At 44.5% G+C, this 15013-nt stretch carries 13 protein-coding genes and 2 CRISPR repeat arrays; of the genes, 4 read left to right on the forward strand and 9 right to left on the reverse strand.

Annotated elements, in window-relative coordinates:
- Positions 1 to 13 precede the first annotated feature (13 nt).
- Positions 14 to 592: direct repeats of the CRISPR family, unit length 28 nt; unit sequence GAAACACCCCCACGTGCGTGGGGAAGAC.
- A 53-nt stretch (positions 593 to 645) separates the two neighbouring features.
- From cas2e to BS333_RS21955, 9 genes are all read right to left on the reverse strand, one after another.
- Complete coding sequence (cas2e, locus tag BS333_RS21910) at positions 646 to 930, reverse strand: type I-E CRISPR-associated endoribonuclease Cas2e (RefSeq protein WP_021711512.1); 285 nt, start codon at positions 928 to 930, stop codon at positions 646 to 648.
- Positions 924 to 1775, reverse strand: coding sequence for a type I-E CRISPR-associated endonuclease Cas1e (gene cas1e / locus BS333_RS21915; protein ID WP_021711511.1), 852 nt, complete (start codon positions 1773 to 1775; stop codon positions 924 to 926). The genes cas2e and cas1e overlap by 7 nt, the downstream gene beginning before the upstream one ends.
- 2 nt (positions 1776 to 1777) lie before the next feature.
- Positions 1778 to 2494: a type I-E CRISPR-associated protein Cas5/CasD gene (cas5e, locus tag BS333_RS21920; RefSeq protein WP_021711510.1), complete on the reverse strand. Its 717-nt coding sequence runs from the start codon at positions 2492 to 2494 to the stop codon at positions 1778 to 1780.
- 2 nt (positions 2495 to 2496) lie between these two features.
- A complete protein-coding gene (gene cas7e / locus BS333_RS21925; RefSeq protein WP_021711509.1) occupies positions 2497 to 3546 on the reverse strand; it encodes a type I-E CRISPR-associated protein Cas7/Cse4/CasC in 1050 nt (349 codons plus the stop codon).
- A gap of 15 nt (positions 3547 to 3561) precedes the next feature.
- Entirely contained in the window at positions 3562 to 4200 is a 639-nt protein-coding gene (gene cas6e, locus BS333_RS21930; RefSeq protein WP_021711508.1) for a type I-E CRISPR-associated protein Cas6/Cse3/CasE, read from the reverse strand.
- Positions 4200 to 4733 carry a type I-E CRISPR-associated protein Cse2/CasB gene (casB, locus tag BS333_RS21935; RefSeq protein WP_021711507.1) on the reverse strand — a complete coding sequence of 178 codons (534 nt, stop codon included), beginning with the start codon at positions 4731 to 4733 and terminating at the stop codon, positions 4200 to 4202. The genes cas6e and casB overlap by 1 nt, the downstream gene beginning before the upstream one ends.
- Positions 4730 to 6214, reverse strand: a complete 1485-nt coding sequence (casA, locus tag BS333_RS21940) for a type I-E CRISPR-associated protein Cse1/CasA (RefSeq protein ID WP_021711506.1) — start codon at positions 6212 to 6214, stop codon at positions 4730 to 4732. Before casA ends, casB begins: the two co-directional genes overlap by 4 nt.
- A gap of 2 nt (positions 6215 to 6216) precedes the next feature.
- On the reverse strand, positions 6217 to 8817 hold the full coding sequence (gene cas3, locus BS333_RS21945; protein WP_021711505.1) for a CRISPR-associated helicase Cas3': 2601 nt from the start codon (positions 8815 to 8817) through the stop codon (positions 6217 to 6219).
- Between the two features lie 411 nt (positions 8818 to 9228).
- A CRISPR array of direct repeats spans positions 9229 to 9806; the repeat unit is 29 nt; unit sequence GGAAACACCCCCACGTACGTGGGGAAGAC.
- Positions 9807 to 10412: 606 nt separating this feature from the next.
- Positions 10413 to 10757 (reverse strand): hypothetical protein, encoded by a 345-nt coding sequence (locus BS333_RS21955; protein ID WP_021711502.1) that lies wholly within the window; start codon positions 10755 to 10757, stop codon positions 10413 to 10415.
- 419 nt (positions 10758 to 11176) lie between these two features.
- On the opposite strand from BS333_RS21955, the gene BS333_RS21960 reads away from it, so the two are divergent.
- The 4 genes from BS333_RS21960 to BS333_RS21975 all read left to right on the forward strand — a co-directional run bounded on the left by BS333_RS21960 (position 11177) and on the right by BS333_RS21975 (position 14909).
- A complete protein-coding gene (locus tag BS333_RS21960) occupies positions 11177 to 11368 on the forward strand; it encodes a hypothetical protein (protein WP_021711501.1) in 192 nt (63 codons plus the stop codon).
- Positions 11369 to 11623: 255 nt separating this feature from the next.
- Complete coding sequence (locus BS333_RS21965; protein WP_101903994.1) at positions 11624 to 12331, forward strand: S24 family peptidase; 708 nt, start codon at positions 11624 to 11626, stop codon at positions 12329 to 12331.
- Positions 12328 to 13608: a Y-family DNA polymerase gene (locus BS333_RS21970; RefSeq protein ID WP_101903995.1), complete on the forward strand. Its 1281-nt coding sequence runs from the start codon at positions 12328 to 12330 to the stop codon at positions 13606 to 13608. Before BS333_RS21965 ends, BS333_RS21970 begins: the two co-directional genes overlap by 4 nt.
- Before the next feature lie 347 nt (positions 13609 to 13955).
- Positions 13956 to 14909, forward strand: a complete 954-nt coding sequence (locus tag BS333_RS21975; RefSeq protein WP_021709075.1) for a DNA-binding protein — start codon at positions 13956 to 13958, stop codon at positions 14907 to 14909.
- Positions 14910 to 15013: the final 104 nt, after the last annotated feature.

Here is a 15013-nt window from a genome sequence, read left to right on the forward strand (position 1 = left end):
GTTGTGATGTTTAGCAACACCCCCACGAGTGCGGGGAAGACAAAATAAGTCTTTCCAATCATAGATCTGGATAACGGAAACACCCCCACGTGCGTGGGGAAGACTCCATGCCCAGATAAACCTTAGCATCAGACACAGAAACACCCCCACGTGCGTGGGGAAGACGATACTCTGCTGGCGAAGCTAGGCTATGCAGAGGAAACACCCCCACGTGCGTGGGGAAGACTTAGCCGCGAGATCGGCTCTGATTAAGTACCCAGAAACACCCCCACGTGCGTGGGGAAGACTCAAACTTCTCGCCATATGAGCCGTCCCAGAAGGAAACACCCCCACGTGCGTGGGGAAGACCAGACCTTGCCGGGTACAACGAAAAGCAAAAGGGAAACACCCCCACGTGCGTGGGGAAGACTTGGGTGCAAAAAGCTCTTGACCGTCGATCTCAGAAACACCCCCACGTGCGTGGGGAAGACAACGCATTAGTATCAGAAATGAGCTTTCTCTCAGAAACACCCCCACGTGCGTGGGGAAGACTAAGCCTCTTTGCCATCTATCTTACCATCGCAGGAAACACCCCCACGTGCGTGGGGAAGACACCAACATATTGTAAAAGAGCACAAGTAAAACACCATATGATGTGTTTAATGATTAACTAACGGTCTTTTCAGAAACCAAAAACAAGCCTGAGAGGTTAATGAGTGACCTCTTGGTTTCACCCAATGTCCTTATCTCATACCCTGGAGGCTTATTTATACTTTTGAATATCGTCAACCCAGCTTGAGATGGGCAGTGTTGGAACAGATAATCTACAACCTTATTGGCAACCGAATCTTTTAGGCCTGAAACAAAAACATTCGGCTTTGCTTCTACAAACCAAAGTTTCATGCGGCCACGAACGGCAGGAGGCAAATCATTTGCAATCACCACTAACATTCCTCTATACCCATAAATTCGCTGATATCCCTACCAACACGCTGGAGTATATCCATTTCTATAACCCTTTCTCTGAATGCATTGGAAACGACATATTTATCATACTGCCCCGCCATTTTTCGTGTCAGCGAAAATGCAAGATCAATCGTTAATTCTTCTTTATACAGGTCCGCAATATCGTAAACAAAGGGCATTGGACTGCCTGAATGTATGAAACCAATATGCGGTGAGTACCCCATCGCATGAATAGAAGAACACAATATGCCATACAAAGCTGCATTGGTTGATGTAAGGATACGGTTTGTCATATCGCTCATCTGGAATTTTCCTGGAGTGAACTGCCTTCCCTTCCATCCCACGCCATAATCCTTCGCTTTCATCTCATAAAGCTGACGAACTCGACTGCCTTCAATGCCCATCATTTCTTTAAGAGACTTACCGCTGAGATCATCGTTTGGAAATCTCTTTTTAAACATCTTTCTTGCGACTTCTATAGAAGTATTACGACCTGAAGCCAATTTGATTTGCTTTTTAAGGTTACGAGTCGTCGCGGTTGGTACAAAACCCGCCGCGTAAAAGAGCAAGCTATCTTCCCCTACCCAACAAATAGCACAATTAGCAGCAGCTGCCGTTTTCACTGCTTCATGCGTCAGAGATGTACCTGGCCCAAGCAAAATCGTATTGATCGTTGCTACTGGCAATCTCACAATATTACCGTCTGCATCCAGCCATTTCAGGCTTGAATCATCAATCTCAAGACGTCCCCTTTCAAGGTAAATGAAAGGGAACTTATCTTTGATCTGAGGTAACGTCTCCCGAGTCACTTTGACGAATAAACGTGACAACGTTATGCCTCCTCTGGATAAATCAGAGTCACTTGTCTGTCTCGATAACGCTTATTTTCACCAAACTGCAAAGGGACATCATTAAGGGTCAGTAACTCATCCCCTTCGACGGCCCCCTGTTTTACAACAAAGGCAAGGCCACGACCTTTTGTTTCCGCAAGAAACAACGCTTGCTGCTCGCATTCGAGCGCTGTTTTGTGAGTGCCCTGATAGATAAACTCCGTTGGTACACAGCTTTTTCGACCCAAGCTCAGATCCCATACGGGAGCAACCAAGGCATTAGAAATGATAGGGGCCATATCCACAGGCACCTCTAGCATCACAGCATAAGCCATATCTTGAATATAGTGACGATAGGTCATTTTTGTCCCCCCGCCTACCGCTTTTTTACCTTGACTTGTTTTGGGTATGAGCAGTGATTGCCAAGGGTCTTTATCATCATACCCGCTTCCGACCATTTGAAAATCTTGAAGCGATACAGGTAAAGAAGGAACTTTACCCTCCCTTTTCATTGGAAAGGCCAATATCTGCATATCGAGCTCAGCGAGTTTTGCAAGCAGATCTTTTTGTTCTCCCCCTGCTCCTAACGCTGCACAGACAATGCCCAATACACCAGATTTGGTCGGAAAGCTCAGGGTATCCCGCCTGCCATAGCGCGAATCATAACCCCAGCTTTGCAGTGGGCCTTCTAGCCACATCAAAATATATGGGTGAGTCATGCTTACTCCACGTGCGCTTTTAAGTCAGCGATAAGAGCATCGATACTGTAGTCTTCATTTTCTCCCCATTCATAGGCACCCAACTTCCCAAATAAGCTACCCGACATGGTTTCTTTTTTCTGAAGATAGGTTTTGAGTGCTGTGATACTAGGCTGTAAGTATCCCCCCTGTTCCGCCTTAACTGGGGTTTCAAACGGGACTTGCAGACGTTGGCCACGACGTACCATCACGCTTGCAAACTCCCATGGACTCGCACCAGACTGGGTTGTTTGGCGAGCTGACGGTAAAGCAACAAATAATGCTTTAGTAAACGCTTCAATTGCCTGCTGAAGTTGCTCAGCGCTTGCTTCCATCTCCTCATTACCTAATGTTTGCGCCAATTGCCCAAGATCGAGACTGACGTAGCGATAGTACGTTGCTGAGTTAAACTCAAGGCTCCCCATATGTGCAGATCCTTGCTCTTCTTGGCAATCATCAAGTGCGGTAAAAAATTCAACTTCGTTGGTTACTTTATGCGTTGAGATTGCATGATTAAAGGATGCTGCCGCTTCGACATTCATCTCGGTTGCTTTGGCGACCATACGCCCAAACAGGGCAATATCTAACGCATCAAAAGCAGGATTGAGGGCCTTTTTCGCTCTTTTCGCTAAGTCCTTATCTTTGAGCTTGCTCGCATCAAATTCGTTTTCTTGTGCATAACTTGCCAAGGCTTCCGATTCTTTCGTACTAATAAATAAAAGGGTATCGTCAGCCAAAGATTTGGCCATTTTCAGCGCACAGGCTGTTGCTGCGTCTTCACTTGCCCCCAATATCAAACAAGCTTTTTCAAGCAACGCTTCCACTTTTTTTGTACGTAGGCCAAGTTTGATACCAAAGTTTTGCATTTCAAGGCGTACTTGACGTTTCCAACACTGTGAACTTACTCGCGCTCGACTTACGCCGCCAACCATCGCTGATTTGGGGGCTCCAACATCGTCACGGTTCAAGCAACTTACAGGAAAAGACTGGAGGATATGAAATTCAATTCGTGTGTTTTTCATTGCTGCATTCATGGGATAACTCTCTGATTAAAATAAAGGCGATTCAATAACAGGAACAATTTGTAATAAGCCACAACCAAAACTGCGGCCTCGGCCAATGCCATTGGCAACACTGTGGGCAAACGCTTCGGAGTCTGTCACGGTTAAATAACCACTCAATTTAGCTTGTTGTAATGTGACACGATGCTTTGCCTCAAACTGAAGAACGCGGACTTGTTCAACCTGCAGTTGATCTGCATTCACAGAAAAACCCCAGCTTTCTTGCCCACGCGAGATAAACCACTGCACGATTTCTTTACGGCCTTTGATCGGTACATTCTTTTTTGTCTGGCGATCTCTGCGTACTGGATTGAGCACAACCTCAAAACGATAAGTGCGATGGTTAAGAAACCCTTCAGGTAAACATTTCGTGACCACTTCGCCGTGTTGGTTGTTGACTTGCTCCATTGGCGCACGATTAGAAAGCATCAAGATCTGACGGCAAGTAGCATCACCGCCTTTGTCTACCCACTGAATACCACTACTCTTACTTGCCTGTTTTTCTTGTTCATTACGAACATCTTCAAACAGGCTATAAACCACACGATGTAGAGAATAGGTATCTTTAATATTCAGAGCTTTACTGGCTGCTCGGTCAAGACGTAGTACACTCGCAAAAAGCGTCATCAATATTGCCCCTCCGCCACTTGCCCAGATCGTTCAGATTGATAGAACTGCTGGGCCCAGCGTGCTCTAGCACGTTGTGGGTCATGATTAAACCACACCAAGTCTTTCAATAATGCAGTGAAATCCAAAGGCAAAGTGACTCGACTTTGTATTAAAGTGATCAGTGGTCGTAAAATTCGGCAAACTTCTTCAACATCATGACAGGCTAATAAACGACGCAGTCGCATATTTGCTTGATCACTTTTAACGCCATCATTAAATGCCAAAGCGATGGCCTTTCCTAAGGGAAGAGTTCCGTTACTGTCGGAGCGACTTTTCGCCACAGCAGCAGCAATCAGTGCATGTGGAAGACGCTCAGATGAAAAATCGAGATTAATGTTAAACTTGGCGAGCGTTTCCCAGCACTGATATTCTGTTGCTGAATTATCCGCTCGACGAAGCCGAGCTGCGAACCCTTTATCTCGCTCACATTGAGCAAAGAGATAATCGATAAATGCGGAACATTTATCTGTTTTTGAAGGTACAGATGTCATAATGATTCCTGTTTCAGGTAGTCTGAAATATTCGGACGACATTGCGCCCATGCGTCCAGTTGCCTTGCCGTTTGATTCGGACAAAATGAGTCAAAGGTGTTTTGCAGGTAGGTGGCAAAACGGCGGCGAAGCCTTCCCATTGCCTCGGGATTTTCACAGTCGTAGAGCAACGCCTGTGCATCACGCTCGCACAATTGCCAAAATACCAACGTCGCGTTAGCAGCCTGCTCTTTTCCGTCTTTATTTTGGGCCTTGTAGTAATGGCTAACACAACCAAAAAGACGTTTTGCTAATCGATCCAGCGCGTCCATTTGAGCAGTGTAGAGCTCAAACCATAATTCTTTTTGATTACCAGCGGGTAAAAGCAGGCTCGACTCTAATACATCGTCTTTACCACTCAGAAACTGCTCACCGGCATTACTGTTAACTTTGACTCCCCCTGACCAAACGCCATATTCTCCATTCTGTAAATCGGCTTTTTTAAAAGCGTATTTCAGTTGCAAGCAACCGCCGTTTCCATTTCGATGAGAAATGAAATCTAACAGCGATGGGAGTTGTCGCCATGGTCTTCGCTCGGGATCACACCACACGACTTTCAGTTCTTTTCCCGCCTGTTTTGTCGTAATACTTAAATCAAACAAGCCCTCTTTATGACCCAAGTGATGCAGTCCTTCGGTGTAATGAAGCCCATTTTTTGAGAGTAAACAAAAACGACAAAGTGGAACGATGCGCCCCATTAAACTGTTTTTGAGAGCTTTTGCTGTTTCGCAGTCTTCACCTTCTGGCATATTCTCCCATGGCGCTTGACCAAGACCATGACTAAACAACCCCACCTCTTTAATATCTTGATGAGTGAGTAAATTTAGCCATAAAGAAACATGTAACGTTGGCCCGATGGCAAAGCTGTGTAGGAGCCCCATAAACCCGACGGCTGGACCGGGTTTTCCTGTTGCCGGCTTGCCTTTGTCGTTTGTCTTCCCTTTGTATCCGGGAGTTAAAACAATTTTGTTATCCGTTTTCTTTCCACCAAAGGCAAGGCTCATTTGCGTGATAAGCAAAAGTGCTTTCTGGCTATCATCTAGAGATTTCTCAGCATGATACTGTGTCAAGCAGGTAGTATTACCAGTCGCAACATCAGGCATCACCGCCCCAAACGACTTGATTTCTGCCCCTTTTACCGCTGGTACTTGAAGGAAGGGGAGCTTTCCATAGAGATAAAAACGGTCGTACCACTTTTCAAGATATGCCAAACAAGATGAAGCCAATCCTTCAGCCCCTAACATTTCCCAGTCGGTATTGTTGTCCGGAGTATGAGCTGATTGCGCGATGGCCAGTAATAATTTGGTCATCGCGATTTTTTCTAAAGGTGTCCCGCCCAATGAGCGATAATCCTTGCTTGAAAATAATTGTCTCAAGCTCACCAATCCAATGTCTGTTACGGGTATCCATGGTTCATCAATGAGATTAAAGCGATTTTCCACTATCATTCCTTATTTTTGAAAATTTGAAGGCCAATGTCTTGTCTGTACTGATAAGTAAAACGATCGGAAAGACGTTGTTCAAAACCTTGTAGCTCTCTATCCAAGCTTTGAATTGCAATGGCAAAGGGCACCGTTTCAGCAAACTCGGGATGCCCCAGATAAAACACGTGACCAAAACCTAATTGTCTGCAGCGTTCACGGGGTAAAGTCTGTGGCATTTGAGAGCGCCTGCAAGGCACCACCTGCCGCATTAATTTACGGCTAAGGCTGCGCCATTGGTGAGCGTTAAGGCGGTGTTTTTGCCAAGGTAAAATAAGTTGGTCACCGTTCAATAAGGTAAGCTTGGTTTGTTTGTTTTCTGAGTCAGGGAGCATGGAGGACAACAGCAAAATCTCTGCTGAATCTTCTTCACTATAACGAGTTTGAGCGTCTGTATCTGAGCGAGCTTTCCCTGCTTCAGAAAGCGTAAGCCTGGCCAGTTGTCGTAGAGCATTCAGGCCTTTTTTATGAGGGGAGCCCTCCATAAGTTGATAACGCATCGCCGCCATCGGCCCCTCTTCTTTTCGTTCGTGATAAGTGTCATCGATGAGGGGACGTATATCGGTGGGAAGACAAATCAAGCTCGTCTTGGTGAGCTTTTTCGTCCACGCTTCTAGTGAACGACACAGAACATACTCACTGTAAACCGCCGCCGATGCACCAAAGCTGGTTCGTGGTGTGTGTATCGCTGAGTTCAGAGAAGGTGCGAGCAACCATGCCTCACAACGTGCAGAGTCCGGACGAGGGGTATCGTTATGACGCCACAGACGCCCTAATCTTTGTAACATCATATCGGTCGGCGCAAAACGGGTAATAAGAAAATCGGCATCAATATCTAATGACTGCTCCAGTACCTGCGTACCAACAATCACGCAGCCTTTCTGTTGTCGAGTGTGCCAACCGGACTTGCCCAAGGCCGTTACCCATTTGTCTTCACAACTAGCCCTATCGTCAGGTGTAAATCTAGAGTGCAATAAACCACAAGAAATGCCCAGTTCATGGCATCGAGCAGCGAAGTCAAGATAACGCTCTTGGGCCTCTTTTACCGTATTTTCAACCCACAGGACTTGCTGGCCAAGCTCTGCGCGACGCAATGATTCTTCTACAGCCATAGACTCATTAGAGACAAATTGGATATGCACATTTTGAACAGGTGGCGGTGAAACCAGGATTTCTTCCACGTCTTTTTTAACGGCAGTGATCAGAGGATAGTGTTTACTGCAAACGTCAATGGAAAGAAGTGACTGCCGCCTTGCCTGACTGAGCGTAGCGCTCAAAATAATCACGGTGCATTTCAGCTCAACGAGAAGGGCGACGAGTTCATCTAAAATTACACTGGTGTAGGCGTCATAACTATGAATTTCATCGAGTATGACCACTTTCCCAGCAAGACCAAATGCACGGACAAATCCATGGCGTACATTCATCGTCGCCATCAGGGCCTGATCTAATGTTCCTACAGCAAAAGGCGCAAGCAAACCACGTTTACTGGTATTAAACCAACTGCTACCCGGAGCCCCTTCTTCAGCCATTTCTGTTTCTTCCAACCATGCACTGCCATGAAGCAAAAGAGCACGCCGATGAGGGCAATCCTCATCAAGAATGGTTGTAAGAAATTGATTAAAGCGTTCATAAATTTTATTGGAGGTCAATTGCGTTGGCAGCGCGAAGTAGATACCTGTTGCGATACCTGTTGCCAACATTTTATAAGCGCAATAAAGGGCAGCTTCTGTTTTTCCTAACCCCATTGGAGCTTCAAGAACATACACGCCAGGTTGATCACAAGTCGCAAGCAGCTTACTTTGTGCTTCTCTTGGACTGAATCCAAATGTGTCCGAAAATGTCAGCCCTTTTCGAACCTTAAACGGTATATAGCCTGCGCTGGTAATGGCTTTGTCTATATTGATTTGCCACGGTGAGGCCGGATTATCAAACCAGGAACCCGAGCCTATCCAATCCGCCACACTTGTCAGGCCAGATATGGCTCGTACTTGTGCTTCAGTAAGATTTTCTGGAATGTTCACCTCGAACTCATCGCCCAAAGCATCAAGTAAAGCTTTGCGCTCTTTTTGCCATACTTCACCGCCAAAACATTCGTCAGAGGCACTTCGCATGTTAACTTCTGGATTAAAGCCATGATGTTGTCCAACGACGGTCTGAGCTTGACCATCAAAACCAACCTGTTTCAGAGTAAGAGCACTGACCCCAGCATGCCCTCCCCAACTGGTTTCGTTTAGGCTAAAAAAAAGACTGAATTTAGAAAGTTTACTATCACACGAATGATGCGTAGCTCTGTGCAGTTTGAGAAAAAAAGTAGGGCTGACTTTACCAATGTCATGCGCAGCCGCAAGTAGCTCAGAGCCTGTCGGAAAGAGCTGGTTTGTTAGGGAGACAGGCAATTGACTCAATAGCTTTCTAGCAATATGTCCAACAATTTGGCAATGATTAAACACACTCCGACCTAAACACACTTGACCATATTTATCAGTAAAGGTTTTTGCTGGACATTCAGCGTAGGGGACTAAAGGCACTTGCGATAATGTATTTATTTTTCTGCGCCTCATTGACGAACTCACCCCCTCAAAAGGAAAAATTGGTTGCAAACAGTATGTACGCTTTACTATTAGATAAAATGTATCTTTATTTATCTATCGGCCGTTCAATTGGCAATAAAAACAAACGATACACTGCTACAAAACATACAGCGAAACGTATTAAATAAACTTAACAAACATCATGAAAACACCAATAAGCCATTGTTATATAAATTAATAATTTATTTTCACCTCAGAATTAATTGAATAATTATTTAATCAGAACGCCCCCCGCAACTTAAAATAAATTACTGAAGATTTTCTTAAGCCGTTCCGCCACTTTTACAGCACAAGAAAAGGAAGGTTCATCTCGCTCTCTAGAAAAGCACCCCCACATTCGTGGGGAAGGTACCGTGACTTGATAAAATTAAATTACAACGCAGAAACACCCCCACATGCGTGGGGAAGACTTCTTGTCGTCCCATTCCCAGATATCAGCAATGGAAACACCCCCACGTACGTGGGGAAGACGGATATGCGACGTAATTTTCGCCCTCGGACCAGGAAACACCCCCACGTACGTGGGGAAGACACTTCAAGCGTATCGCTTATGATCATTGGGCCGGAAACACCCCCACGTACGTGGGGAAGACGAGATTGATTCGATCATAGGGTTAGAGTCTTTGGAAACACCCCCACGTACGTGGGGAAGACTCCCTAGTACATCGCATGATGTTGAAAAGCTAAGAAACACCCCCACGTACGTGGGGAAGACTCATTAACAAAAACCTTACCAGCAGACTGCACAGAAACACCCCCACGTACGTGGGGAAGACAACGACTTGGCTGCATATAAAATCGCTATCAAGGAAACACCCCCACGTACGTGGGGAAGACCCTTCATTGCGAGTAATTGAACCACCGCACCAGGAAACACCCCCACGTACGTGGGGAAGACGTGTCAGCTCTAGTGTATTTCTCAATATATCCAGAAACACCCCCACGTACGTGGGGAAGACACCAAGATATTGAAAATGAGCATCAATAAAACACTATATATTGTGGTTAATCATTTTCAATCTATTTTTACATACACCTACAGATTTGAATTGACTTAATAAAGGGCGAGCTTGTCCAACACCCAGATAAAGTGTCGACTGCGCGACACTTATTCTTATTTTTTATGAGCAAAGCCTCATTAGGAGCGCTTGTACTCTAAAAACAACATCAACGGTATTAGCCAAGGAGTAACAAACATCCATCCTACAATTGGTATTGCACAAATAATTAGCGCCGAAATCCAAATGATATTTCGTTGCTTCTTCGTTATAGAGCAATACCAAGAAACTAAGAGTTTCAAGTTCTTCACGATCAATAACTCCCCACTTTCTGAACGACTTCTCGCACTTTTAATCATTTCGCAAATGAAAAATAATGCAAAGACAAGGCCGAACCAAATTAAAAATCCCAGTCCGCTAGAATAGATGAACGACATTAAAGCATTTGTTACTCCTGCAAAAGACCACACATCAACCATCCCGACAACCGAGAGGCAACCTATAATCGACATTAATTTTATCGTTCGTAAAAGCGCCGTATACATTGTTAAGCCTTATTTTATTGGCTCAGAGCCAGCAATCATCTTTGTGAACATAAACGCCATCGGATAAATATACCCAGTCTTCTGGATCACCATAAAGATCATCTCCGCCATCTTTAACATCAATCATTCGTAGATGTTTTTCAACATCTTCCGAGGATACCCTTTGCCAACGAGTATCATAACCATCAGATGTTAATGCTCTATACCCGATTTTCTTACCATTTTTTTCATTGATGATAACAACAATGTCTCCAATAGCTGGGGTTGGACACTCATTAAACATTCGCTCTCGCCATGCATCCAAATCGCCATCTTTAAGACCGCTAGGATCGGCAACCCAACTACCATCATCACGTACAACAGTCACAATGTTTCCCCTCAAAATAAATAACACTTAGTAGGAATGGGGCAAAAATTAGCTCTAAAGAAACTTGTAAACTCCTGCTTATCCAAACGTTACCCTATTCCTTAAATTCAAAATGCTACCGCCCTTTACTTATCGGCCACGTAACATGCCATCACTACTTAATCATCCAAAAAGCAACATAGCATACTGTATAAATTTTCACAAAACTGATTATTTGTCGTTTCGACAAATAATCCATTTCTATGTGCAATTTACGCAAACCTGAGCGACGTTAGACACCTCACACCATGTATCACCTAATCAACATCTTGTTTCCAAAGGACCAGTGAGTATCACGCAAAGTTCTTTTCTTGAGTGGCAGGTTTCATAATCAAAGTGGTAGGTTAGCTTTAGAAACATGAAGAAAAAGGAATACGAACATGGAGCTGATGCATGATGAACTTGCTGAGATAGAACAAGAAATCAATGAACAACTTCAAAAAGTGCGTGAAACTATTGCTCAAGCTAAAGCAGATAAAGTGGAAATGGTTGAAATTGATGTCGATATCTTAGAAATGATGCTTGTAGATTGTGATCCAGAGGCCACTATCCTTTTCCCCACTCATCCTTAAATGTGTCACTCTCACAGTGATACTGGCTGCTATCGGCCATAACTGACACCTCGCACCGTACGGTTTTAACGTAAATGGAATTCGATTCTTATATGCGCAAGTATCTACATGGGCTTGATGCAAAAACCTCACGAACCGCCAAGCTTTAACTATGGTCCATCACTGAGCAATGCGTTATGGCCAAGTTTCTCAAACCTTGCCTCCTACACAAAATGATCCTAATATAACTGTACATGCATACAGTTATATTTGAAAATGATTACACTTAACACTTACGTACAGGCAGGGATCACCGGATTTGAAAACCCCACAATTCGCTTTCGAAAAAAATCGCTAAACCTACAAACAATGTTTGTACATAGCCATTCATCTATGCGATTACTGGCTGCCGATAGTACTTACAAAAGGCTGGGGATCGCTAAAGGAGACTGGTTACTCATAGATAGTGTCTTTCAGCCTCTAAACAGTGATCTTGTTGTATTTGAGCAACACGGTGAAAACCATATCACTCGTTGGAACGAGCTTTGCCAACACATTGCTGCATCAGACAAAGAGTGGGATGACTTACATGTCATTGGCGTTATCACTCTCTCTATCCATCACTTCAGACAACCGCCGTTATTACCATGGCACCATGATTTAACCGAACTCGACCTACACCAACTTGTGATCACCCAAGAGCATTCCACCATCTTATGTCGTGCAGCTGGCCTCTCCATGCTGCCGTACATTTGGGACCAAGATATTCTAGTATTGGAGCGCCACCTAACCCCCGAGAATGAAGACGTTATCGTGCTTTCCTTAAACAACGATCTTGTCGTAAAACGCGTCAACCTGCACAACAGAACCCTGTATTCAGATAATCCCAGCTTCAAGCCATACCAAATGAACCCAGACGATTACACTCGCCTACACGGCGTTGTACGTTACAGCTTACGGCTACACCGCCCTATTTCCTTATGATCTGTTTGTGTGATGGCACACGTTTTTATGCAGAAGCATGTGTGACCTACAAGCCCGCCCTAAGAAACACCCCATTACTGGTCACAGCTGGCCAAGGGATCTCCATTGCAGCGAACCGCGCTTGCACTAACATCGGTGTTGCAAAATTCACCCCAATTTGGGAAGAAATAGACCAATTACGGATGCACAAAGGCATTGTGTATAAAGCCAACTTCAACACTTTTTCTCACCATTCAGATCGCTTTATGACAGCCCTTGAAAAGCGCATAGAAGGTGCTCGTTCCATGCGCTATAGCGTAGATGAAATGTTTTTTGATCTGAGCCACCTGCACCGCATTAACGTCGATCTTAATGAGTACGTACAAAACTTACGCAAAGCCATCTACAAAGAAACTGGCGTACCGACAGGAGCAGGTGTCGGTAAAACTCTGACCTTGGCCAAAGTCGCCTCGTGGGCGGCGAAGAACTGCCAACCTTACCAGGGACAATGTGTATTACTCAGTGAAAAAGAAACCGATATGGTTTTAAAGCAAATGCCCGTAGGTAAGCTTTGGAACATTGGAAGACAACTGAATAAACACCTGACACAAGAAGGCATTGTAACAGCCTACCAACTCAAACAGTGCAATATCAAAACCTATCAAAAACGTTATTCCATCAACGTAGCCAACGTGATATCAGAGCTCAATGGCATTACCTGTTTAGACTTTTCCGCTGAGCGAGAAAAGAAAAAACAGATATGGTCTACCGCTTCTTACCGTGATCGCCTACACCATCAAGACGACCTTTTTGCAGAATTAGCCCACCACTGCGCTGAAGTAATGCGAAAAATACGAGACCAAAAAAGCGAGATGAAAACTCTTTCCGTCTTTGTCAGCACCTCAAAGTACGACCTTTGCCCACCGTTTTATCGTCGTGGTGAACTCGCTCTAGAGAACGGCCTAACCGATACCTGTTTTGCTCTGAAACAATTACGTGCCTTGTTCGAAGATTTGCTCCCCGATAACCTTGCCAAGCAACCGATATACAAAGTTGGTGTCGGTGCCCCTAGCCTTATTGATGCTGAGGTAAAACAGTTCGAGCTATTTAATCGATTTGATAACAAAGACACCTTGAACAGTACCCTAGATATACTGAACGATCGTTTCGGTAAAGGTGTGATCGGTTTTGCGAGCCAGCAACGCGGCTACCAAGAGCGACAAGGTGAAATAGAAATGTTAGAGCTGGAGAACTACTACACCGACATTAAAGACATTGTGGTAGTGAACTGTGTTTAATTTTCCAATACACCAAGCACACTTTTACAAGGATAGTTGTAAAAATAGTAGATGTGACTGAGGTGCTTATCTGAGCACCTCTTTTCATGCGTAAATTCCAAAGATATTGAAGAGTTCATTGAGGAAGGCGGAACTCTACTGCATCCTCAGTTTCGACTCATCACGACGTAATCAAAAATCAAACTGGCCTTCATTCAGTATCCGTATCCCTTCAAACCCTTGAATCGACCACCGTCATGGTGGTTTTTTTAGGCTCACATGGGAAACGTTTTTGTTGGGAAACACTTGTTACCCGTTTCCCAATGGGCTATAATTTATTCAGTTAAGTTTATTTGGAGTGTTCAACCATGGCGGAACAATCAGGCGTGACCTTTGATTTGGTATCAAAAGCTGCCACTGCAATGTTAAATCAAGGGACTAAACCATCGGTTCGCAATGTTATGCAAGTGACAGGTGGCAAGACTGAAACCGTCTCCAAGCTTTTACGCGACTTTAACGACAAGCGAAATGCTGAAGTGTTAAAGATGGCTGATGAGCTAGGTAGTAGTAAGATTGCTCAGTTATTAGCGGATGAAATGCAGAGCGTTGTCGAACGTAAAACTGCGACTCTTCAACAAATGCTCTCCGACCAAAAAGCTCAGTTAGATGAGGCTATAGAGCTATTGGAGGAAAAAGAAAAAGACTGCCTCCACCGTATTGAAATGGCTGAAGCTAAAGCAACCCAATTAATCAATGAAGCCAATGAAAAAGCAACCAAAGCCCTTGAACAAGTCGACAAGGCCGAGCAAAGGGCGACCGAAGCGATAGCCTTGAGCGAAGAAGCTAAGAAAGAAACTGAAAAGTCGATTTCTGATAATGAAAATAAATGTGAGCTTTTAGTCCTCAACGCAAAAAGTGAAGCACAAAGCCTGGTACAAGCGGCAAACCTACGAGCCGATAAAGCTGAGCAAGAATGCACAGGCTTACGAGAGCAAGTGAAGTTGCTCACTGTCGATCAAGCCAAAAGAGAGATTGAGCAAGCTCTCCATGAAAAGACACAACTCCAACACGATGAAGCACTGCATCTACTGGCTAATGAGCGTACAACTGTCGTTCAGTTACGAACTCAAGAAGAAAGCCGCAAAGCGGAAATTGAGCGTTTATCTGGAGAGTTGACAGACGCGAAATCTGACAGTAAACAATTAGCCGCGGCACAAGGTCAACTGGTTGAGCTGCAAAGACAAATATCTCAACTGCAAAGCGACTTGTCTCTATCCGAACGAGAGCGTGAATCTTTGTCTGTGGCTCTTAGAAGTAAATAAAACGGACCGGACTGTCTGTCAGATACTCTAACCATTACCGACATTAAAGACATTGTGGTAGTGAACTGTGTTTAATCTTCCAATACATTAAACACAGTTTTTGT

Origin of the sequence: Vibrio azureus, from assembly GCF_002849855.1 — a bacterium.
Classification (GTDB): Bacteria; Pseudomonadota; Gammaproteobacteria; order Enterobacterales; family Vibrionaceae; genus Vibrio; species Vibrio azureus.